The sequence below is a fragment of the Microcoleus sp. T3_D1 genome (assembly GCF_036700405.1).
Lineage (GTDB): Bacteria > Cyanobacteriota > Cyanobacteriia > Cyanobacteriales > Microcoleaceae > Microcoleus.
This window is the reverse complement of sequence record NZ_JAUBOV010000002.1, coordinates 13,083-33,394: the sequence shown is the minus strand read 5'-3', so window position 1 is coordinate 33,394 and position 20,312 is coordinate 13,083. Positions and strand designations below refer to the sequence as shown.

At 44.4% G+C, this 20,312-nt stretch carries 25 protein-coding genes; 17 read left to right on the top strand and 8 right to left on the bottom strand.

The window, feature by feature from the left end; translation table 11 throughout:
- Positions 1-102 precede the first annotated feature (102 nt).
- On the bottom strand, positions 103-1,320 hold the full coding sequence (locus tag QT992_RS01930; RefSeq protein ID WP_333335385.1) for a transposase: 1,218 nt from the start codon (positions 1,318-1,320) through the stop codon (positions 103-105).
- Between the two features lie 304 nt (positions 1,321-1,624).
- Here QT992_RS01930 and QT992_RS01925 point away from each other — a divergent pair, with 304 nt between their 5' ends.
- The 3 genes from QT992_RS01925 (at position 1,625) to QT992_RS01915 (ending at position 3,026) form a co-directional block, all read left to right on the top strand.
- On the top strand, positions 1,625-2,017 hold the full coding sequence (locus QT992_RS01925) for a response regulator (RefSeq protein ID WP_333104178.1): 393 nt from the start codon (positions 1,625-1,627) through the stop codon (positions 2,015-2,017).
- Between the two features lie 471 nt (positions 2,018-2,488).
- Positions 2,489-2,707 (top strand): hypothetical protein, encoded by a 219-nt coding sequence (locus QT992_RS01920; protein ID WP_333313180.1) that lies wholly within the window; start codon positions 2,489-2,491, stop codon positions 2,705-2,707.
- A 106-nt stretch (positions 2,708-2,813) separates the two neighbouring features.
- On the top strand, positions 2,814-3,026 hold the full coding sequence (locus QT992_RS01915) for a hypothetical protein (protein ID WP_333313178.1): 213 nt from the start codon (positions 2,814-2,816) through the stop codon (positions 3,024-3,026).
- Between the two features lie 198 nt (positions 3,027-3,224).
- Here the strand turns inward: QT992_RS01915 and QT992_RS01910 are convergent, their stop codons facing one another.
- Positions 3,225-3,368 (bottom strand): chlorophyll a/b-binding protein, encoded by a 144-nt coding sequence (locus QT992_RS01910; protein ID WP_006632525.1) that lies wholly within the window; start codon positions 3,366-3,368, stop codon positions 3,225-3,227.
- 761 nt (positions 3,369-4,129) lie between these two features.
- Between QT992_RS01910 and QT992_RS01905 the strand changes: the two genes are divergently transcribed.
- The 3 genes from QT992_RS01905 (at position 4,130) to QT992_RS01895 (ending at position 6,382) form a co-directional block, all read left to right on the top strand.
- Positions 4,130-4,681 carry an NYN domain-containing protein gene (locus QT992_RS01905; protein WP_333335389.1) on the top strand — a complete coding sequence of 184 codons (552 nt, stop codon included), beginning with the start codon at positions 4,130-4,132 and terminating at the stop codon, positions 4,679-4,681.
- 372 nt (positions 4,682-5,053) lie between these two features.
- Entirely contained in the window at positions 5,054-5,734 is a 681-nt protein-coding gene (gene rnc, locus QT992_RS01900; RefSeq protein WP_333335392.1) for a ribonuclease III, read from the top strand.
- Between the two features lie 219 nt (positions 5,735-5,953).
- Positions 5,954-6,382, top strand: coding sequence for a DUF1824 family protein (locus tag QT992_RS01895; RefSeq protein ID WP_333313174.1), 429 nt, complete (start codon positions 5,954-5,956; stop codon positions 6,380-6,382).
- Between the two features lie 133 nt (positions 6,383-6,515).
- Here the strand turns inward: QT992_RS01895 and glgA are convergent, their stop codons facing one another.
- Both glgA and QT992_RS01885 read right to left on the bottom strand, forming a co-directional pair.
- A complete protein-coding gene (gene glgA / locus QT992_RS01890) occupies positions 6,516-7,943 on the bottom strand; it encodes a glycogen synthase GlgA (protein WP_333335395.1) in 1,428 nt (475 codons plus the stop codon).
- Between the two features lie 121 nt (positions 7,944-8,064).
- On the bottom strand, positions 8,065-8,208 hold the full coding sequence (locus QT992_RS01885; protein ID WP_333155340.1) for a hypothetical protein: 144 nt from the start codon (positions 8,206-8,208) through the stop codon (positions 8,065-8,067).
- Between the two features lie 229 nt (positions 8,209-8,437).
- On the opposite strand from QT992_RS01885, the gene QT992_RS01880 reads away from it, so the two are divergent.
- From QT992_RS01880 to QT992_RS01855, 6 genes are all read left to right on the top strand, one after another.
- Positions 8,438-9,055, top strand: a complete 618-nt coding sequence (locus QT992_RS01880; protein WP_015176452.1) for a COP23 domain-containing protein — start codon at positions 8,438-8,440, stop codon at positions 9,053-9,055.
- A gap of 1 nt (position 9,056) precedes the next feature.
- A complete protein-coding gene (locus QT992_RS01875; protein ID WP_223300831.1) occupies positions 9,057-9,863 on the top strand; it encodes a S1 family peptidase in 807 nt (268 codons plus the stop codon).
- Positions 9,864-10,092: 229 nt separating this feature from the next.
- Positions 10,093-10,992 (top strand): serine protease, encoded by a 900-nt coding sequence (locus tag QT992_RS01870; protein WP_333335400.1) that lies wholly within the window; start codon positions 10,093-10,095, stop codon positions 10,990-10,992.
- A 149-nt stretch (positions 10,993-11,141) separates the two neighbouring features.
- Positions 11,142-11,732: a hypothetical protein gene (locus tag QT992_RS01865; RefSeq protein ID WP_333313169.1), complete on the top strand. Its 591-nt coding sequence runs from the start codon at positions 11,142-11,144 to the stop codon at positions 11,730-11,732.
- A gap of 5 nt (positions 11,733-11,737) precedes the next feature.
- Complete coding sequence (locus tag QT992_RS01860; RefSeq protein ID WP_333313167.1) at positions 11,738-12,277, top strand: L,D-transpeptidase; 540 nt, start codon at positions 11,738-11,740, stop codon at positions 12,275-12,277.
- Positions 12,278-12,305: 28 nt separating this feature from the next.
- Entirely contained in the window at positions 12,306-14,165 is a 1,860-nt protein-coding gene (locus QT992_RS01855; RefSeq protein ID WP_333313165.1) for a hypothetical protein, read from the top strand.
- A 531-nt stretch (positions 14,166-14,696) separates the two neighbouring features.
- On the opposite strand, the gene QT992_RS01850 is transcribed toward QT992_RS01855, so the two are convergent.
- Positions 14,697-15,119: a retroviral-like aspartic protease gene (locus tag QT992_RS01850; RefSeq protein ID WP_333313163.1), complete on the bottom strand. Its 423-nt coding sequence runs from the start codon at positions 15,117-15,119 to the stop codon at positions 14,697-14,699.
- Positions 15,112-15,342 carry a hypothetical protein gene (locus QT992_RS01845; protein WP_293225189.1) on the bottom strand — a complete coding sequence of 77 codons (231 nt, stop codon included), beginning with the start codon at positions 15,340-15,342 and terminating at the stop codon, positions 15,112-15,114. Before QT992_RS01845 ends, QT992_RS01850 begins: the two co-directional genes overlap by 8 nt.
- Before the next feature lie 180 nt (positions 15,343-15,522).
- Here QT992_RS01845 and QT992_RS01840 point away from each other — a divergent pair, with 180 nt between their 5' ends.
- Both QT992_RS01840 and QT992_RS01835 read left to right on the top strand, forming a co-directional pair.
- The gene (locus tag QT992_RS01840) at positions 15,523-15,852 is read left to right on the top strand and encodes a DUF6883 domain-containing protein (protein WP_333335405.1); all 330 of its coding nucleotides are present in this window, start codon (positions 15,523-15,525) and stop codon (positions 15,850-15,852) included.
- A gap of 1 nt (position 15,853) precedes the next feature.
- Complete coding sequence (locus QT992_RS01835) at positions 15,854-16,096, top strand: DUF4926 domain-containing protein (protein ID WP_015176446.1); 243 nt, start codon at positions 15,854-15,856, stop codon at positions 16,094-16,096.
- Positions 16,097-16,493: 397 nt separating this feature from the next.
- On the opposite strand, the gene QT992_RS01830 is transcribed toward QT992_RS01835, so the two are convergent.
- Together QT992_RS01830 and hemC are read right to left on the bottom strand one after the other, a co-directional pair.
- Positions 16,494-17,318, bottom strand: a complete 825-nt coding sequence (locus QT992_RS01830; protein WP_333155354.1) for a S1C family serine protease — start codon at positions 17,316-17,318, stop codon at positions 16,494-16,496.
- A gap of 357 nt (positions 17,319-17,675) precedes the next feature.
- Positions 17,676-18,647: a hydroxymethylbilane synthase gene (hemC, locus tag QT992_RS01825; RefSeq protein ID WP_333335409.1), complete on the bottom strand. Its 972-nt coding sequence runs from the start codon at positions 18,645-18,647 to the stop codon at positions 17,676-17,678.
- A 240-nt stretch (positions 18,648-18,887) separates the two neighbouring features.
- On the opposite strand from hemC, the gene QT992_RS01820 reads away from it, so the two are divergent.
- The 3 genes from QT992_RS01820 (at position 18,888) to QT992_RS01810 (ending at position 20,214) form a co-directional block, all read left to right on the top strand.
- Positions 18,888-19,088 (top strand): hypothetical protein, encoded by a 201-nt coding sequence (locus tag QT992_RS01820; protein ID WP_333313160.1) that lies wholly within the window; start codon positions 18,888-18,890, stop codon positions 19,086-19,088.
- Between the two features lie 229 nt (positions 19,089-19,317).
- Entirely contained in the window at positions 19,318-19,773 is a 456-nt protein-coding gene (locus tag QT992_RS01815; protein WP_333335412.1) for a type II toxin-antitoxin system antitoxin SocA domain-containing protein, read from the top strand.
- On the top strand, positions 19,774-20,214 hold the full coding sequence (locus tag QT992_RS01810) for an MAG6450 family protein (protein ID WP_333335415.1): 441 nt from the start codon (positions 19,774-19,776) through the stop codon (positions 20,212-20,214).
- Positions 20,215-20,312 lie beyond the last annotated feature (98 nt).

Sequence of the window (20,312 nt, the reverse complement as noted above, 5' to 3'; positions counted from 1 at the left end):
GCATCAAGCGGGATACCGCTATGATGTGGGCTTGTATCTGAACTCCACCGCAATTCCGAAAACCTTTGCAGGATTTGGGCTTTGGTTTCACCGCTCGATACATCAGGGGATGCTGACAAGCTCAAGAGTGCTCATCCAGTCTTGCCGAACTAGCAACGCTCTCATTGCAATATTTCGCGCACCAACAAGATCTGCATGAAGCTCATGACTACAACATTCGCAACGGAATAATAGCCCTTTGTTTTGTCTATTAGCATCCGAAGTATGTCCACATTTAGGACAACTTTTCGATGTGTAATGAGCCGGAACTTTAGTTGCTAACGAATTATTTAGATTGGCTTTGTAGTCGATATACCCGTGCAATTCGGCATAAGACCATTTAGCTTTATTTCGATTAGCTCTACGTCTCTTTTTGCTTGCCTTCTTGCCCGATTTCGTCCTAGTCCTGTCCCGTATTCCGGTGAGGTTTTCTAGTCCAATTAGGGTGTTAGGTTTGGCAATATCCTTACTGATCTGGTGGTTTACATCAGCGATAAACCGTCTTTCTTTCCCAGACAAAGCGATTAGTCTTCGCTTCGCTGAACGAGTGTCTTTACGCTGAAGAGTCATCCGTGCTTTATGGTAGCGGTTAGCTTTATGTCTAGCATTCTTCCCTGAGTAGAATTTAGCCTTATTTTGCAAGTCTATTTCCACCGCTAAGTAGCGCATACCCACGTCAACACCAGAGACTCTAGTTATTTTCAGTGGGTCAATCTTATGCGTTTCTACTTCGATACTTACCATCAGATAGTATATCTTGGAGGAACGCTGATAGACAATTTTAGCCGCTCCAATCCTTGCACCATTAGCAATTAAATCTAAATGCTTATTGTAACCATCATACGAGACCACTATTCGACCTTGGAGAGTGATGATACTCACTTGCCTCTCGGCTTTAAAAGAGTAGTCACGTTGATAATTTAGGGTACAAGTTCGAGATATATATTTGGGGGCTTTGTCTAGCCCTTTATACCGTCTCTTAGTGTAGCCTTTAGCAATAGCATCGTTAGATTGTTTTACCTTAGTCCACAGAGTCTTATAGGTTCCAGACACTTGTCTGGGTACATTGCAAGCCATTTGCGCTCCCAGCCCAAATCGAACCCGCAATTCGTTGTAGACCGCTTTCTGTAACTTAGCACCATTGCTGGTTTTGCCTGCATCAAAAGCAACTTGTGAAGTGTAATTCAAGGCATCTCGGTAGGCTAAAGCAGTCTGAGACACCAAAGCTTTTTGCTCGGCAGTCAGTTTTAGTTTTAGCTTGGCGGTGATTACTTGGGACATTATTTTCACGAACTTTGGTATTATTGTATCTCGTGAAGATAGTAAAAACAAGGGGCAGGATCAGGAATCTGTTCGTTCTTCGACCACCCCTTCCCTTCCAACATCTAAAGATTGTCGGTTTTGGTCAGGGGTGGATCTCTTCACTCACGCGCATTCCTCCCGACGCTCACCTTGATCGGTAGAGCGCGGGACTCCTGCTGTCTAGTTGAAAATTTACTGTAAAGTCCGATCGGGTAAGATTATTTGCTTTATAAAATATTCACATTTCGCCTCTAATCTGTAATTAGTTCTCCTTGCTAAAAAAATGTTAATTTTGACTGCCAAGCGCATCTTGGTTATTGACGATGCGGAAGATATTCGGGAAGTAGCTCAAGTCAGTCTTGAACTCGTGGGCGGCTGGGAAGTCCTGACAGCGAGTTCGGGTCGCGAGGGCGTTGCTAAGGCTCTTGCTGAACAGCCTGATGCGATTCTATTGGACGTGATGATGCCCGACCAAGACGGGCCTACTACTTTTATACAGTTACAAGCTAATAAGGCTACGCAGCACATTCCGGTAATTTTATTGACAGCTAAGGCTCTGGCTGGGGACAGGCGGATGTTCGCGGATTTGGGGGTGGTGAGCGTGATTGCTAAGCCTTTTGAACCGATGTTTTTGGCGGCTCAGGTCGCTGAGGCTTTGGGCTGGGAGCAAGAATAGATCGATCGCCCGCCTTGAATTGTGCAGCTTTTTAAGCAGTAGTTTTGCAGGCAAAGAGAGTTAAAAAAACTTGGTTTCTTTGGTCTGGTTCCTTAGATAAAATCCGGTCGATCGGACAGGATATATGTAGGAGCTTAGGCGCCGTGCCTTTCGTCCTGTCAGCTTAAGACTAAAAACCGCAGTCCGGCAGGCGTTTAGGCGTTTCAACCCTGCCGATCTTTGAGGTGAAATTGACACAAATAGATGATGCCTAATTCCCTATTGGTAGTGGGTCCATTTAACCGGATTCGACCTCAGCCATGAACTGAATATTCCTGTGGATTTCTCGGACAAATATAAGCTGGCAGGAGTATTTTACTTTTTGTGACAACTCACTCGTCTTCATAAGTTCTTCAGGTTTTAGTTTTATGTTTAAGCAGAACGTCAGGGATCGCTCCTGACTGTTGACAGACACATTGGGAGATGACGATTATGCCCTCAGCTTACATTTTGCTACTAATAGTTTCTCTGGCAGCAGTCTGGGTTTACTGGCAAACCTCTCAAGATATTTTTGTTCTTGTGGCTTGGGCCGGGCTGGGTTGTTTTATTTGGGGTTTCTCTTGGGCTCCTTGGAGCGTTCAGCTTTTGATTGTGATGTTACTCTTGGGCCTCCAAAAGTGCTACTTGCGCGACGCTCAAAGCTGTGAGTGAAAGAGATTTTTTATTTTGGTGCCTGGAATTGAGATGTGCAGGCAGTCGTGAATCTCTCTAATGATTGGGTTATCGCTCCATATCTTCAAAAAAGGTTTAAAATATCATGAATAGTTGCCCTTGTTGCTCCTCTCAATTGCTCCGCCACGCTCGCCACAATCGCCTTTATTGGTTCTGCTCGCACTGCTGGCAGGAAATGCCCGATCTGTCGGAGATGATTTTACGTAACAGCGTGCGGAATCACAAACGCGACGGTTTGGTGAAGGTTGCTACTTTGACTCCTAAATTGAGGATTTTTGATTCTGTAGAAATTGCTTAGTTTGCTGGAGTTAGTCTCGCGATAAATATTGAGACTGAAAAAGATTTTTGTTTGTGCCCTCTGTGGGATTTTTTGATAAAAAATGCACTCATCCCCTTCCGCGTGAAGTGAAGGGGACTTCTTAGCGGGGGGATGAGTGCACTTGTGATGGGGTCGATCGCCCGACTGAATTTCAGCTATTGTATGCAGTTAAGCTGATTACATCAAACCGATTTGAGAGAGAATGCCTTGACCGGTGAGGAATTCGGTAGCTAAGCCGATAACGAAGCCTAACATTGCCAAACGGCCGTTCCAGGTTTCAGCGAACTCAGTGAAGCCCAACTTTGCGTCTTTGTTTTCCATGACCAGAAACCTCGTTTAATTTCAACCTTATGTAACTAAACTTAACACAGCAGTACCAAGTTTGCAACATATTTTTACAATTACTGTTCAAATGCCGGAGATCAGCGGGATGGGCACACGGCCAGAGGGGTTCGCGGGCGAGAGGAAGAAGGTTTTTTATGTGGGGACGGTCGATCGGTGTCAGCTAGGCCAAAACCTTGGTGAGATGTATAAGGATGTAAAAAAATTATTTTGAGTTAATACTTGACATCCAATAATTAGAACGCTAGCCTAAAAGCACAGCTAAAACAAAATCTCGCATTCAAAATCAAGGAATGTTGATTGAGTCGTCTTAGCGACAGGGATTATATAGCAATCCTAAGTCATTTATGAACGTGGTTCAGGCTTCTAGCCTAGACGGGCTCTCCGGCCCATCCCACAACTCATTTAGGATGGCTATAGAACTGGGGCAAGTTTCTAGCGCCCCGTTGAGGAGAAAGTACGTCTAATGTCGTTTTAACAAGTTGATACAAGCTTGAGAAAATCAAAACATTATTGAGTTCAATTTCTTTTCAACGGGGTGCTACTAAGCTCGTTCCAGTTCAGTAAGTCCTGTAGCTAAGACGCTAATCAAATCCCACAAAATTACAGTGTTTTGTGGTAACAAATTGTCCTGTGCCGAGATGTTCATTTTTGAGCAAACCCACAGACAACGTTCCATTAATCCTAGATGCGCGATATGTCGAGGCTGTCCAGTCAACCTCTTTGTAGGACATAATCAAATGACGGACAATCATCGAACCACAGGCAAAAAAAACAGCCCGTCTCAGCGAGTTGCCATGTTTTGGGATTCTCAAAACGTCTACTTAAACCAAAAGCAAGCTGAATCATTAGTTGCTTTTGCCAAATCAAAAGGGCGTTTAGAACCGCCTAAAAATTACTACAATTCGCACAAAAAAAATCAATTTACCGACAATATTTGGCGAGAAAAGCTTGGTTTTGAAGGCGTTGATGTCCCTTCTGGCAAAAACAGCGCAGACAAACAATTGGTGTTTGACTGTATCAAACGAGTGGCAATTAAGCCTTCTCCGGACATAATTATCCTAGTCTTAGGAGATCGGGACTTTGCAGGTTTAATCACCGTTTTGAAGGCTTTGGGTATAACAGTCATCGTTTTTGCACGGCGCAAAAGTGCCAGCCAAAAACTGATTAACCTGGTTGGTGAGGATAACTTTCATGATGTAGACGAATTGTCGAGTTTGTGGGCAGGATTGAAACCGCAACTTGAAAAGCAAAAAAAGTTATCAATTGAAGCAGACAGATTATCTGCATAAAGTAAAGTTGCACAGTCCGCCAGGGAATGAATTCCCTGTCTAATAGCTAAAGTCGGTTAAAACCGACTGACTGACAGTTAAAAAACACAATCTTCAGTCCTCTTAAGAGGACTTTAGCTATGAGCCAGGGGTTTTAACCCCTGGCGGACTGGCGGACTAACGGACTAACTGACTAATAGCATAACCGCCAAATATCTGTTAAAATTCACCTCCGCCGCAGATAGCAAAAATCCAGTTTATTTGATAAACTAGATTCTCCAAACCTACCGCTATTTGCGGCTATTTCATGTCCAGATAATAACACCCAAATCCAAAAAGAATAACCCTTACACAACTCCCATGCCATTAACTAACCCAACAAAAGAAATACAAATGACCCTTCCCGAATTCAACAATGAAAAACTGCTGCGCCAAGCACTAACCCATCGTTCCTACGTCAACGAAAACCCCACATTCCGCGAAGAAGACAACGAACGCTTAGAATTTCTCGGCGATGCTTTGCTGACTTTTCTCAGCGGCGAATATCTCTATCAGCGTCATCCAGAAATGGGAGAAGACCAACTGACTCGCCGGCGTTCTGCATTAGTAGATGAAAAACAATTAGCCAGATTTGCTACTGAAATAGGTTTAGACTTAAAAATGCGGCTCGGAAAAGGAGCTTATCGAGAAGGTGGGATTACTAATCCAAATTTGCTCAGTAGCACTTTTGAAGCATTTATTGGCGCTTACTATCTCGACACGCAAGACATGGACAAAGTTCGCAGCTTTGTGCAACAAATGTTTGATTCTGTTCCCGAAAATGTTGTGGAAACTCGATCGACTGTAGACTCGAAAAATCGCTTTCAAGAATGGGTACAAGCCAATGGTGACACGACTCCCCCCAAATACGTGACAGTCCAAGCAGGAGGCACACCCCACAAGCCGGAATTTCTCGCTAAAGTTTATGTTGCAGAGAAACTCTATGGAGAAGGTAAAGGCAAAAGCAAAAAAGATGCTGAGAAAAATGCGGCTGAAGATGCGCTAGCAAAACTGAAAAAAGGCGGACTGATCTAAACTTGAAAACATCGCTAAAAACTACTAGCTTTTTTGTGCGATACGGGCGTTGGCGAAGCCCTCGAAGACGATCGCCCGAATTGATTGCCAGAGCACACAATGGGCTATAATCAGGACTTGTGCAAGTGTTACCGCCGTCGATCGAGGGTTGCAAGGGCAGAAATTCGTTGACGAGTACCCCAGTGTCGATCGTAATTTTGGGAAATATCAGAGCAATTCATGTCTACTCAAAACCAGACTACCCTAACTGTTGAAGAAGCACAGCAAATCCTCAAAGATTTTACTTGTCTGGATATGCAATCTGTAGCATCGCCGCTGGAAAAACAGGCACTCCGTCAAGCGATTTTGCTGGTAGCAAGTTTGTCGGATTATCAAATGTTGGGAGTGTGCGCTTCTTCGACGGATGAGGGGTTTTTAGCTTTAGAAGCTTATTTAAAAGCTTTGGGATATCAAGCTGTTTTAGATCCCAATGCTGTCTCGACCTTTGCTGGTTCGGTTTATATTAAGTTCAATACTTTGAAGGGGTCGTATTATGTTGATGGCTATCCCGGAACTTACCGGGGCGTTTTGGTGTCGTGTCAATCTTCCTCAGAAGGTGGAGTTAGTGGCACTTACGGTCATTTACCTCTCGATTTATTTGTTGATTAATCGGGAATTGGGCATAGGGCATAGGGCATAGGGCATTGGAACAAAAAACTAACAAAAAACAACAGCTAACAGCCAACTGTCAACAGTCAACTGTCAACAGTCAACTGTCAACAGTCAACTTACCGATTACCGATTAACCCTTACCAACGATCAATTCTGCCTCTGGTGCCGGTGTGGTTTCTTCGGGCGGCAGTCCCAAAATATCGCTGTACAAGTTGACGTATTTCCGGGCCGAAATATCCCAGCTAAAATCTTCTCTCATGCCGCGCTGTTGCAGTTCTCTCCACTTATCTTTGTAGCGGAAACCTTCCCAAGTTCTGATCATGCAGGTGAACAAGTCGAGGGGTTCGTAGCGATCGAAACAGTAACCGGTACCGGTATTGTCGATCGGGTTGTTGTGGGAAACGGTATCGACTAAACCGCCGGTGCGGCGAACCATTGGCACGCACCCGTAGCGGAGGGCGAGCATTTGGCTGATGCCGCAGGGCTCGAAACGGCTGGGCATCAGGAAGCTGTCGCAGCCTGCGTAAACGCGCCGGGAGAGGGCCTCGTTGTAAAGTAGTTGGGTGGACATCCTACCGGGATAGCGGGCTGTCATTTGCCAGAGTTGGGTTTCGTAGTAGCGATCGCCCGTTCCGAGTACAATAAATTGAGCGTCGGTATAGGCCATGAACAGATCGAGCATTTGAATTATCAAATCCAATCCCTTCTGTTCTACCAGCCTTGTCACCATGCCGATCAAAAAGGCATTTTTATTTACTTCCAAACCGACTTCTTCTTGCAGCGCAATTTTATTAGCGGGGCGCTTTTCAATAGTATCAACACTAAATTGTTGATGGAGGTACTTGTCAGTTGCTGGGTTGTAAGATTCTGTATCAATTCCATTCAAAATGCCCGATACTTTACCGCCGAGATAAGACAGCAAACCTTCCAAAGTTTCCCCATAAGCTGGGGTTTTGATTTGCTCGGCGTAAGTCGGTGAAACTGTATTTACTCGATCGGCAAACTGTACGGCGGCAGCCATTGTATTGTGACCTTGCATATACCAAGGACACCAAGTCATCTGCTCCAAACGCCAGCGCCACGGCCCTTGATAAGCTAAATTGTGAATAGTAAAAACCGTGCTGATATCGGGATCTTGGCTCATCCAAACAGGTATCATCCCCGTATGCCAGTCGTGACAGTGGATAATTTGGGGCTTCCAATGATTCCAGGCAAATTCAGCCGCAGCATTGGCAAAGAAAGTGAACCTCCAATCTTCATCTACACCGCCGTAAACGCGGCGCGGTAAGAAAGATGGATGTTGTAATAAGTATAAAGGTACATCGGTTCCCGGCAAAACAGTTTCAAACACCGAGAAGCTTTGGAACATGGCAGATCCATCCCAAACAGGTTTTTTGGGAACGTCCATTTTGTCGGGGACGAAACCGTAGTAGGGCATGAAGATGCGGACATCGTGGCCCATGCGCCGCAGAAATTTCGGCAAAGCGCCGACGACATCGCCCATACCGCCCACTTTGGCGAGGGGTGATGCTTCGGCGGATACAAATAAAATACGCATTATTTTTTTGTGTTCCTTGAGATTGTTACTCTAGATTAAGTTTAAATGGCGAGTGGCACAATATTAACGCGCCTTCCAAAAACAAGTATAAATCTGAGTTGCTGTAGCGATCGCACTTTACTCAAGAATGCGATCGCCCTTTTTCCATCCGCGTCGCTGTGCGGTGAAAAAAATAGCGATCGCCCCACCTTTTACTAGCCAAAAACTTATTTCTGATTGAGGCGTTGACAGGCTGTTGAAAAGGATTTACAATAATGATTAACAATAGAGAAAAAAACTCAAGTGTATCTATTAGTGTATCTATTGTAGCTGTACGGTTGTGAATATCGACAGCATTTGACCTTAAAAACTACTGAATATCAAGTCACTGCGCCTAGTCTGTGACGAATGTGAGTTTCGCGGGGCTGGGGGAAGTGGCAAAGAACTTTGTATCTTTTTGCCACTTCCCCCAGCCTGTTGTTTTAGGAAACAAATTGTAATGTGAGGTAAAGTTGATGAAAAGTGAGATTAAACGACAATTTCTAACTGTCTTAGCGGGGGCGATCGCGATCGGCAGCCTAGCTTTGAGCGCTAAACCCAGCCAAAGCCAATCAGCGTCAGGCTTTATGTGTGACACATCCTCCGGTTCACCATCGACGGTTTACCAAAACCGCCAAGGGGTACGGGAGGTTTGGATTAACTGGGTTTCCGACTACTTCCGCGACTCTGGCTACGATCCCATGACGCGCTGCCGCGAAGTTAGCGGGCGCTTGGAAACCTTCCGCCAGAACAAACAGCTAAAGTTTGTGACAGTTGGCTACATGAACGGACAGCGAGTGATTTGCACCGCTAGTCAAGTCAACTCACGCTGCGACGGCTTAATTTATACACTCAAACCAGGTCAAGACGCGGTTCGCACATTGTATCAATTCATGGGGTTGCGCGAGGGGCAAGCGGGTGCGCCTGCGCTGTCTGAAAGCGATGCGATGCCTTACATTGACGCGCGCCCGCGGTTAGGGGACGAAGGCGGCAACTCTGTAGCGCCTCCTGCGCCGGCTAACAATCAGCCAGCACCGGCTAACAATCAGCCGGCACCTCAACAGCCCACTGGTGGTGGAATGCGGGAGCTTTAAGGTGAGCAATTTGCTACGCATCGTGGCAATTTGTGCGATCGCGGCGAGTCTTTTTCCAATAAGAATCGCCGCTCAACCGGTGATGGCGAATTATGGGGTTGCTGACAGTCAAAGTGCCAATATTGAGCGGTTGGCGAGGTTGATGACTGTGCGAATTTTAACACCGAATTCTTCTGGTTCCGGGGCGATCGTCCGGCGACAGGGGCAAGTTTATACGGTGCTGACGAGTTGGCACGTTGTGGCTTTCAGCCAGCAGCATACCATTATTGCGCCCGACGGCCAGAGGTATCGGCTTTTGAGAGCGCCGTTGCAGTTGGGAAATGCGGATCTGGCGATCGTCCAATTTCGCAGTTCCATTCAGTATCAAGTAACCAGAATTAGCACTGATTTATTAACAGTAGGAGCACCTGTATTTGCCGCAGGATTTCCCATGTATCGGGGAGGTAGTTCAACTACTACATTCGACCAAGGAATTCGAGCTTTTCGGTTTACTCAAGGCGTTGTATCAGTGCTGCCGCCAAAATCCCTCGCTCAAGGCTATCGTTTGGGTTACACAAATGATATTGCTGTCGGGATGAGCGGCGGGCCAATTTTTAACAGTCAGGGGTTATTAATTGGCATTAATGGGCGGGTAAAAAATCGCGATCCAGATTTTGGAGTGTATGCGTTTGAAGATGGAACAGAACCGTCAGGGACAATGTTAGAGCAAATGGTTAATTCTAGTTGGGGAATTCCAATTAGTACCTATTTGCGATTTATTTCGTCTTACAGTCGATCGGCAAATTACCCATTATCCGCCAGGGATTAAAATCCACGGGGCTTTTAGCTAAAGTCCTCTAAAGAGGACTGAATTTTTCAGTCACTCGGCGATTGAAATCGCTTCTACAAAAACGAAGTCCGCCTACGCGAACTCAGAAATAAGCGGGATATTTAGTCCACTTAAGTGGACTTATGCTTTGAGACAGGGATTTCAATCCCTGTCGGATCGGCGAGAAAGTGCAAGATATTTAGTTTCAGATTATCAACGGAGTTAGTTTATGAATTTAGGTTTTAATCGGTCTAATTACATTCCTGGAATTATAGCAGGAACGGTAGCGGTAGCAACAATTGCGATCGGTCAGCCCGCAATGGCAAAAACGGCTAGAGAAGTAGCTCGAATTGCCGTTCCTACTACAGTACAAATTAATAATACCCTAGCTAGTGATAAAGGCGGTTCTGGGGTAATCATTGCTAAGAAAGGCAAGATTTACACGGTGTTGACGGCGAATCATGTGGTGATAAATCCTAATTCCGAGTACGTGATTGTTACTTCTAAGAAGAAAGAGCATAAAGTGACGGAAGTTAAGGGTTTTCAGAATAATGACAGCGGGCCTGATTTAGCAGTTGTGATGTTTGAGAGTGACGAGGAATATTCAGTTGCACCAATTAGCAATTCGGATGAAGCCGAAATCGGTTCAGGGGTTTATATTTCGGGGTATCCTTTGCCTGCGGGTGTGGGAAGTCAAGAACGGGAATATCAGTTTACGAATGGGCAAGTTACTAATGTGCGATCGAGTAACGATCAAGGATATACGATGCGTTACGACGCAGTGACGCGGCGGGGAATGAGTGGTGGGCCAGTATTTGATGTTAGCGGCCGAGTGATTGGAATTCACGGACAGGGAGATACAGTTGGTCGAGTGCAAAATGAGGCTGGGGGAAGGCAAGAAGAAGTAAAAACGGGGTTTAATTCAGCGATTCCGATTAATACTTTTGTGGGGATGATGTCGCAGGTGGGGATGGAGAAATCTGCTTTGAAGGTGGATGAGAAACCTGCGGAAAATGCGGATGCGGAAGAGGTAAAACCTGGGGAAGCGCAGGGTTGGTTTGGAGATTTTGCTCAAGAGGTATTTAAGGATGTGATTCAGAGGGGAATTCGGAGAATTTTGCCGTTTTAGGGCGTGAGGGCGATCGCGCTTTCACGGGGTGGGGGCGGGTTTATTTGTCTTGTCTGTAATGTTCGATGGTTATTGGTGAACCCGCCCTTACAAGACAATCGATTTTAATTTATTGGCAGAGACGAATTTGAAAGGAGTTGAAAGAAATCATGCGTCATGTTCGTTGTTTTGCTTTAGGAATCGCTAGTTTTGTTGCCGTCGCAAGTACGCTGTCTGTTGCTAGCAATGGACAAGCACCGCCGTATCCTGAAGATCCAGGGCCTAATATTATCCGCCCTGAATTTGATAATCCCGATCGAAATTCAAACGTTCCATCGCCCTCGATATCTAACGCAAGGGTTACTTGTCCTGTTACTGGCAAGTGGAAATTTAGTTCACCTACAGATTTTGGATACAACCCTGAATCGGGATTTGTTGGTGGAGGACAACCTTATACTGCGATGGTAGAAATTACTGAGGATGGAGATAATCTCACAATTTCCAGTTTTTATCAAAATAGCAGCGGTTTAGGTAAAGGACAGCGTTTGGGAGAGCAGATTACTAGCAGCATCCCTTTGCAATTTGGCAACGGACAATTAACAGGTGATATTAGCGATCGCGGTTTCAAAATCAAGGGTCAGATTGCCTTCTCCGATGGTAAGCCCGATCGCAGTAAAGTGACAATTCCCTTCACAATGGAGCGACAAGCGCCTTGGCCTCGCCTTCCTCCTAATTCTCAACTGGTTTGTGGTGGTTGGTAGTGCTTATGTACAAGATGTTTAAGATTTTCACGTCACTCTCAAGTTGGGTAGTTTTGTGGACAGCAGCCACAGGTTTAATTGTTAGCCACCAACCTCTTGTGTTGGCCCAAGTGAGCGATCGCTTATCTCTTGAATTGCAACCGCCAGTTAATCAGGAAACTCGCCTAGAAGTCCGTCTTAGTCGTCGCCAAGTGACAGTTTACCGGGGTGCAGTTGAGGTTAAAAAATACCCCCTAGGTATCGGCAGAGCTGGATGGGAAACACCTATTGGAACTTTTAGCGTTGTTCAGATGGTTCGCGACCCAATTTGGATGAACCCATTGACTGGTCAAATTGTCCCCGCCGGCGATCCGGCAAATCCGCTAGGTAGTTACTGGATTGGATTTTCTGCTGAAGGTCGAATTTGGTATGGCTTTCACAGCACCAACCAGCCACAAACAGTGGGACAGGCTATTTCTCACGGCTGTTTGCGGATGTATAGCCAGGATGCAGAGGAATTATTTTCTCAGGTAAAGGTAGGAACTCTAGTCACTATTGTTCAGTAATCATTTAATCATTAAGTTGAGGTGAATTATGCGTCATATTCGTATTTTGGCTCTGGGTATTGTCAGTTTTTTTGCTTTTTTAATGAGTGCTTTGCTGGCTCCTGGTACGATTGTTAATCGGGCTTTATCGGCTGCACTTTGTACGGTTTTTAGTTTTAATTCTACTATTTGCACGGTGAATTTAGCTAATTGGTCCGATCGGGTGGTGGCGGCGACTCCGCCTGCTGTAGAAAGGAATATTTCGGATTGGTTGGTGCAGCGAGCTCCGGGGGAGTTTGATGATGCACCGAGTGTGCGGCCTGGGAGTAATCCGCAGGCGCCGCCGTTTCCTCAAGATCCGGGACCGAATCAGCCGCTGCGTCCTGATTTTGATAATTCTAATGCACCAAATCGTCCTCAGTCTCCAAATCCTTCTATTCCTGTTAATTCACAGTCACCCCGTTCCGGTACTAGGAGAAATAACTCTTCACTCGTAGGCACCCGAAAAATTGCGCCAGATCGACTTGAAACGCAGTTTGTTACTGGAGAAGGTTGTCGTGTCAATAAAATTTTCAGAGTCATTAATAAGGAGCAGATATTTCAAGAATCAATCCAAATTATTGCTCCTGATAACAACACCTGCGGCGGGGTTTCATACTCTTACCAGTTCCAACCAGATGGTAAACAAATTGATATTGAGGCTGGCTCTGATGTAAAATTTACCTTTGTGGACGATAACCCCTTTATAGAACTACGCTATGACATTTCAGGAAAAAAAGGTGTATTGCGTTTTGACCCAAACAGGAATTCTACTTCACAAAATCTTGTTTTAGCTAGTAATTTATTAAGCCCAAACTCTACGAAAAAGAAGCTTTTACCCGTAACCAACAAAGAACCAGCAATCTTGATAGCTAATACTACAATTCTGGTAGCGGAAAACGATCCCAGGATTAATGCAAACGACTTAGGTTTGGGGAATGACCCCTCAGTATTAAAGGATGTTGACGAAAAACTCAGGGAAATGGGGGGACCTGCTGAACGTATTCTTAGACCTCTAGTCAGGGAAATTTGTCAAGCTGGTGAAGATATTACCAACAAGACTCTTGATGCTGCTACAGGCGATGCTACAGACCTTGCTCTTGATGCCGCTCTTGAGAAGGCTGTAAAAGATTCATCTGAGTACAAGATTTTGAAACTCATCAAAAAAGTCAAAGATAATTGGGACACAATTACTCAGCTTATAACTAAAGGAATAAATTTTGATAACCTACAAGAAATTGCGAGAGAGCGCCTTAAGTCATCATTTGAAAATATGCTTAAGTCTAGGAGGCTGGGACTTAACTGTGAAAAGTTTGACTATAATCCAGATGCAGACAGAGTTATAACTGAGGGTTGTACCGTATGTACCTGCTGTGTATACACGGCTCAGTATAAATACTCCCATAACGGTCAAGTGAGTGGAGGAACTTTTAATGCTCCTTGTAAGGGAAGTATTGAGCAAATAGTAGCGAAAATTAATAGCGATCTGGCTAGAGATATGACCAGAAGACAATTACCCTATACCGCTACGGTTGTTGGGACACCGCAACGTAATACTCAACCTCCTCCTGAATGTGATGGAAGTCTACAAACTGCACAGCAGCAGTTGAGAAACTGCCGAGTAACAGGTGTTGAAAAGTACAATAATATGACAATGAATCGGGGAGGATGTGCTATCCAGGGACCAGTAATGACAGAAGACGGACCTGTAGATGGAAAAACTCAATGTGGTATTTGTAATACGTTTATTGGTGGATTAGCCCCACGCGCAGGATCTTGCCAGGAAGGGGTGGAAACCGATCCTAGAATTGCTTTCTTGGGTTTAAACAAGCCTATTCTTTGTCCACCTAACTGGGATAGTGGATATTGAGCGGTGGCTGTCAAATATCTTGATAAAACCGCCCCTACATGGATGGTAAAATGTGGGATACAATTGATGGTAAAATATTGAATAAAATCTGTAGGGGCGGGTTTGCCGATCAATTTTGCCACCCACCAATAATCTTGATAAACCCGCCCCCACCCAACCGATAACCCCGAACAACCATCCTCGCCTCACCCTTAAATACAATTAATTGTTAATTTCTGGGTGGGGTGGGGGCGGGTTTACATAATTTGTCGATCGGTGTCAAATATCACAGGCGTTCCCCCCCTACAGGCTTTACCAAAAAACAGGATCTCGCTGTGTCAATAGTAAAATTTACTTGGCTCGATCGCTCGTGCTATAATCTAAAAATAATCTTTGTAATTACCAATTCAGGTCTTGCTAAAAATAATATATAATTTTTATTCGTTCGCGATCGCTCTTTTCATGCCTTTTCAAAAAAAGAGCGATCGCCCCTAAAGATATTATGAGGCGATCGCTCTTTTGTGTGGAAGGGCGATCGCTTATAACCACCTATTAGTGAGATTGCTTAGGTGCAATTTCAAATCCTAGTTCAGATACATAAAAACAAACATCAAACTCTGCCAAAAAATTTAACCTTCCTAAAATGAGCGGCATATTTCTTTGTCTAGTCCAAGCAAAAGCCAAGTTAACTGGTGCAAACCTGCTGACTGTCCCTGACAACAACAAAGCCCTAGCCTCGATATTTGCCAGATTTCCAGATAAAGAAATAACAAAGGTTTGTTCGTCCCAAACAGCCCCTAATTGTAAACCAATTTCATAAGGCAAAACATTCATGCTTGCCCCTGTATCCAGCAACCCCATCACTTCAATTGACTGGTTTCGATAGCTTAATATTATCGGTAAATAAGGCGCATAAGATACCTCGCCAAAGCGATCGAATTTAGAGGCAAAAGAGTATTTTTCACCATTAAGCATTTTGCAGTTGCTTTTGTTCCTCTAGAAACTGTGCCAATTGACGTGCTCCTTCATCGGAATTATGCAACATCTCAAAATAATTATCTTTAGACTCTAAGTTAGCCAAATCTTCTTCTTTTGCTAACTCAGAAACCAAAAATTCTATTACTCTTAATTTATCCACACGGGATAAATGACCAAGCAGAGGAAATAATTGTGCAATTGGCATAATTAAAATTTCCATTTATATTCATCTTATTCAGATTACCACCTGTTTTACGCTTTTGTCAAGCTCATCGCTTTTTTGGGGAAGTGCGATCGCTATTATCAAGCGTAAAATTTACTTTACTCGCTCGCTCGTGCTATATTCTAAAAATAATAGATAATTTTAAATTAATCGTACTAATTTTACCACATTAAGTAAGTGAAACTACCAAATGATACCATTATTGCTGAAGTAAAAATAACTCAGTATTTGCTCAAGTTCTTAGTAGAAGATGATAAATCTTTATTTCTTGCACGAGCCAATTACACCCTAGACAACTGGCAACAACTAGAACAAGACTTAAAAGAACAAATTTTGTCTCTGGATGCAACACCAACCGAACAAACGCGCTATGGTAATAAGTATGAAATTCGCGGCACGTTAACTGGCCCTAACGGAACAAGCCTGTCAGTAGTAACTATTTGGATGACAGAGTTTCCCTCGCAAAAAACCAAGTTTATCACCCTATATCCCAATAAGGAGGTATAAAATGAAATTTCCTTTGTTTAAAAGAGTAGCATTACGAACCGATGTACCTAAGTACAAACTCTGTCGAGGAGATATTGCCACTATTGTTGAGCATCATCCCCACCCCGATGAGGATGGCTACAGTCTCGAAGTTTTTAATGCTTTAGGTGAAACTATAGCTGTAATTACCTTAGCTGAGTCGGAAATTGAACCGTTGATGTCTAATGAAGTTTTGCGTGTCAGGACTTTGACTGAGGCTGCATAAACAGTCCTGGACGCACGGGCGGTCAGAAACCGGGTTTGTTACCAAATCTGCCATGTTCCAACGAAGTATTTTGGTAAAAAAACCCGGTTTTTTGGCTCTGACTCCCAAGTAATAGAAGTAGCACTGAAGTTATTGCGGAGTCTGGAACTAGAGTCGGCCTACCGAGAAGCATCTCTAGAAAATGACCCGGAGTGGGACGCGACAGTTGCAGATGGACTGACAGATGAAACGTGGTGAAATTTACTATATATCTGCGATCGAAAATAGCGAGAACTCTTTCGCAAAAAACAGGCAATCTTTCTTATCCCATCTGCGTTTATTTGCGGTAAAAAAAGAACGATCGCCCTTATTTCGATCGAGGGCGATCGCCCGAATGACATATTACAGAAACTCCCGACTAATTCTGAGAATTGTCCTCAATAGTCTCCTCAAATCCCGCTAGAAAATCATCCAAAGCTTCAGAGGCGATCGCCAAATTAATACTGTCGGCATCTTCCAATCCCCAGGTATTCACACCAACCACTTGACCAGCCATATTAATCAACGGGCCGCCCGAATTTCCCGGATTAATCGCCGCATCAGTTTGCAACACCTTCACCTCAGCAACATCTTCTTCATCGTCGCCTTCTTCATATTCCTCTGGTTCGCGAATTGCACTCACAATACCTTGAGTTACAGTTGAAGCAAACTGCCCCAAAGGATTGCCCACAGCAATTACTCTATCTCCCACTTTCACATCCAAAGACAACTCTAGGGGAGGATATTCTTGGGGAGAGTCCACTTGTTCCCCTGTGTTCGGGTCGAAGGTAAAATCGCTAATTAAGAGTAATGCTAAATCTTCTTCAGCATTACCAGTAAACACCACCTCTGCTAATCTCAATTTTCCGTCGTGAGTTTCGACTAAAACCTGTTCGATTTCATCTTCTTCATAGAAGTAATCTTCATCGGCAATATCTTCTACAACGTGATAGTTCGTGACAATTATGTCCGGCGATACAAAGAACCCGCTTCCTGAAGAAATCTCTTCTTCTGTATCCCAATCCATGACGTAAATTGAAACTACGGACGGCAAGACTTGCTCGACTACATCCGAAAAACTTCCGGCTTGAGTTTTGAACTCTTTCAATTGCTTCTGCAAAGCTTGTTGGTCTGCCTGCATTTTGCTATAAAGTTGCTGAACCTTTTTCAATTCCAGCTTTAATTGAGTTTCTCTAGCGCTCATATTGGCCCTTTACCTGAAATAAATTGCTGATTAATTTTCGATGTTTGATTGTAGATTTTGGATGGGGATGTTAAGAATTATAGGACTCACGAAAAAAAACCGGTTTTTACCATAAATCTTGGGCTATACAGCGAGACTTACATCAGAAACCGGGTTGCTTAACACCCGTGCGGAGCGTCCTAAATTAGTCAGATATTTTTGAAATCTATCGCGCAAGTCCTACCTAAAATCCCATCAAAAATCTACAATCTGACTGCTACTCTACCTGTTTTGCCAAAGCAAACCGCCTGTTATTTTTATTCTACAAAAGGCGATATATCGCGTCTAAAAGCATTGACAAAGAGATGCCGATCGCCTTTAGGAACCACGTTGAACTTCGACAAATATTTCCTCCAAAATTGCACTAGCACCCTGTTGGCGCAAGCGGTGAGCGAGGTCAATTCCGATCATTTCAGCAGTCTCGGCGGCGCCGGAAACACTATCTTTGACGAATCGCTGGCCGTCGAGACTCGATACCATTCCGGTTAAGGTTAATTGACCGTTTTCTATTTTGGTATTGACGCCGATCGGCACTTGACAGCCGCCTTCTAATTCCCGCAGAAATGCGCGTTCGGCATAACATCTTTGGGCGGTTTCCGAGTGTTCGAGAGCTTTAATCACTGACATGATTTCTGTGTCTCCGGCGCGGCATTCGATGCCCAAAGCACCTTGTCCGACGGCGTGAAGGGAGATTTCAGCAGGGATAATTTGGTGGATGCGATCGCCCATTCCCAATCTTTCCAATCCCGCAACTGCTAAAATAATCGCGTCGTAACCGCCCTCATCTAATTTAGCGAGTCTAGTATTGAGATTGCCGCGAATATCTTTAAATTCAAAATGAGGGAAATGGTGCCGCAGTTGAGCTAGCCGCCGCAGGGAAGAAGTGCCGATTACTGAACCTTCTGGGAGGGTGTCGAGTTGCTTGTCTTTGTGCTTGGAGTGAACTACCAAGGCGTCAGCGGGATTTTCCCGTTCGGTGACGCATCCTAAAATTAAACCTTCGGGCAAATTGGTAGGCAAATCTTTGAGGGAATGAACGGCAAAGTCCGTTTCATGGTTAATCATTCCCGTTTCTAATTCTTTGGTAAAAAGTCCTTTATCGCCAATTTTAGCGAGGGCGACATCAAGAATTATGTCCCCTTGGGTGGACATGGTGTGGACTTCAAAAGTGTGTTCCGGGAAGTGTTTCTGTAGCTGTTCTTGCACCCAGTGGGTTTGCACGAGAGCGAGTTGGCTTTTGCGGGAACCGATGCGAACGGTTCGGGAAGGGGCAGATGTGGTTGGAGACATAAGATCGATCGGAGGATAGCTTGAAATCAGCCAATATATTCACCTGATCTAGCGTACCGCAGGTGGGGACTTTAATTGCTGGTTGGGATAATTCGGGCGATAAAATAGAAATACCAGATTTTGACGGCCTGTTTGAAAAAAGGATGCAACGGTAGGCAAGCTCCAAACCTTTACATAATAAGCCATTGCCAATCTAAAATCTAAAATCTAAAATCTAAAATGGTATGACCGCCAGTAGCAGTGAGTCTTGATGATGTTTCCCATCCAGCATTGGGAGTCGCTGGCATGGGGGCGATCGACATTCCGAAGCAAAGCCTGCCGGCGATGTATGATTTACTGAGATGTTGCACCATTGTCAATAAGCCTTTTAGGAACGGGCTCTCCGGCCCGTTCCACAAGAAAATCTACTCTTTGTGGAACAGGCATCTTGCCTGTTCTTGAGAATGGTGCAAGATGTAAGATTTACCTAGGGTCGAGCCGGATGAACCTGGTTGACATGAGGAGTTAGCTTAGCTGCAGCGAGAAAGAATTAGCTCAAAGGTTGCGCGATTGGGGAGAGAAATGTAGTTGCGAGGGGAAAAGGGCGATCGAAAGTGCGATCGTACTTATAAAGCCACCAAATAGCTTAGCATCAAAAGTGAATTTGTCAAATTACTAAAATCCTAAAACTATGAAAAGTGCTCTTGACGTAGCTCGTTACTTTTTATGTCGTGTCGATCGAGAAGCAGGCGATACCATTTCTCCTCTGAAACTGCAAAAGCTCGTGTATTATGCACAAGCTTGGAGTTTAGTCTTTAGAAGCCAGCCGCTATTTGATCGAGATATTGAAGCTTGGGTTTCCGGCCCCATTGTCCGCGATGTTTGGGATGAGTACAAAGCTTACAAATATAGCGATATTCCAGCTCCAGATAATTTTGAAGAAGAATTTGATGAAGATGAAATCGAGGTACTCGAAGAAGTTTGGAATGCTTATGGAGAATTAAGTGCTAAACATCTTGCAGAATTGACGCAATCAGAGACACCTTGGCTCAACGCCCGCAAGGGATTAGAACCTGCGGAAACATCAACTAAAATCATCTCCCACGAGGATATGAAATCCTGCTATGCACCTTTGGTGGAGGCGTAAGTGGGGAAAAAAAGTCAAATACCGAAGCCATCTCAAAAAAAGCAACAAAGTAGAATTCCAGAGCAAGCAACTCAGTTAAATCGACCAAGCAGTACAGATGATGAGCATCCTAGCTTCAGATTTACCTATGCAGATAAAAATCGTTGGCTTTTGTCTGACTGGACATCATCAGAAATCACTGACCTAATTGAAGGACTCAAGAAAATTGAGAAATATACTTGGGGTCAAATCAAAGGTCACGGATCAAAAAAACGAGGTGAATCAGTGGGAACTGGTTATAAGTTGATTAACATTCATCCGACTTTGCCTGACAATATTCCTGAAGATGAGAGGTTATCCGAAATGCGAATTGATGAGAAAAAACGGATCTTTGGGTTCCGCGTTCAGTCTGTTTACTACATCATTTGGTTTGACCGCGACCATTCAGTTTGTCCAGAATAAAGTTTATGAGGAGTGAAAAAGGGCGATTCCCTACCCTGCCCGAAGGCACGCGCGTTCGGGATAGCTTCGCTCGCGCGTACCTTTTCCATTTCCCCGCA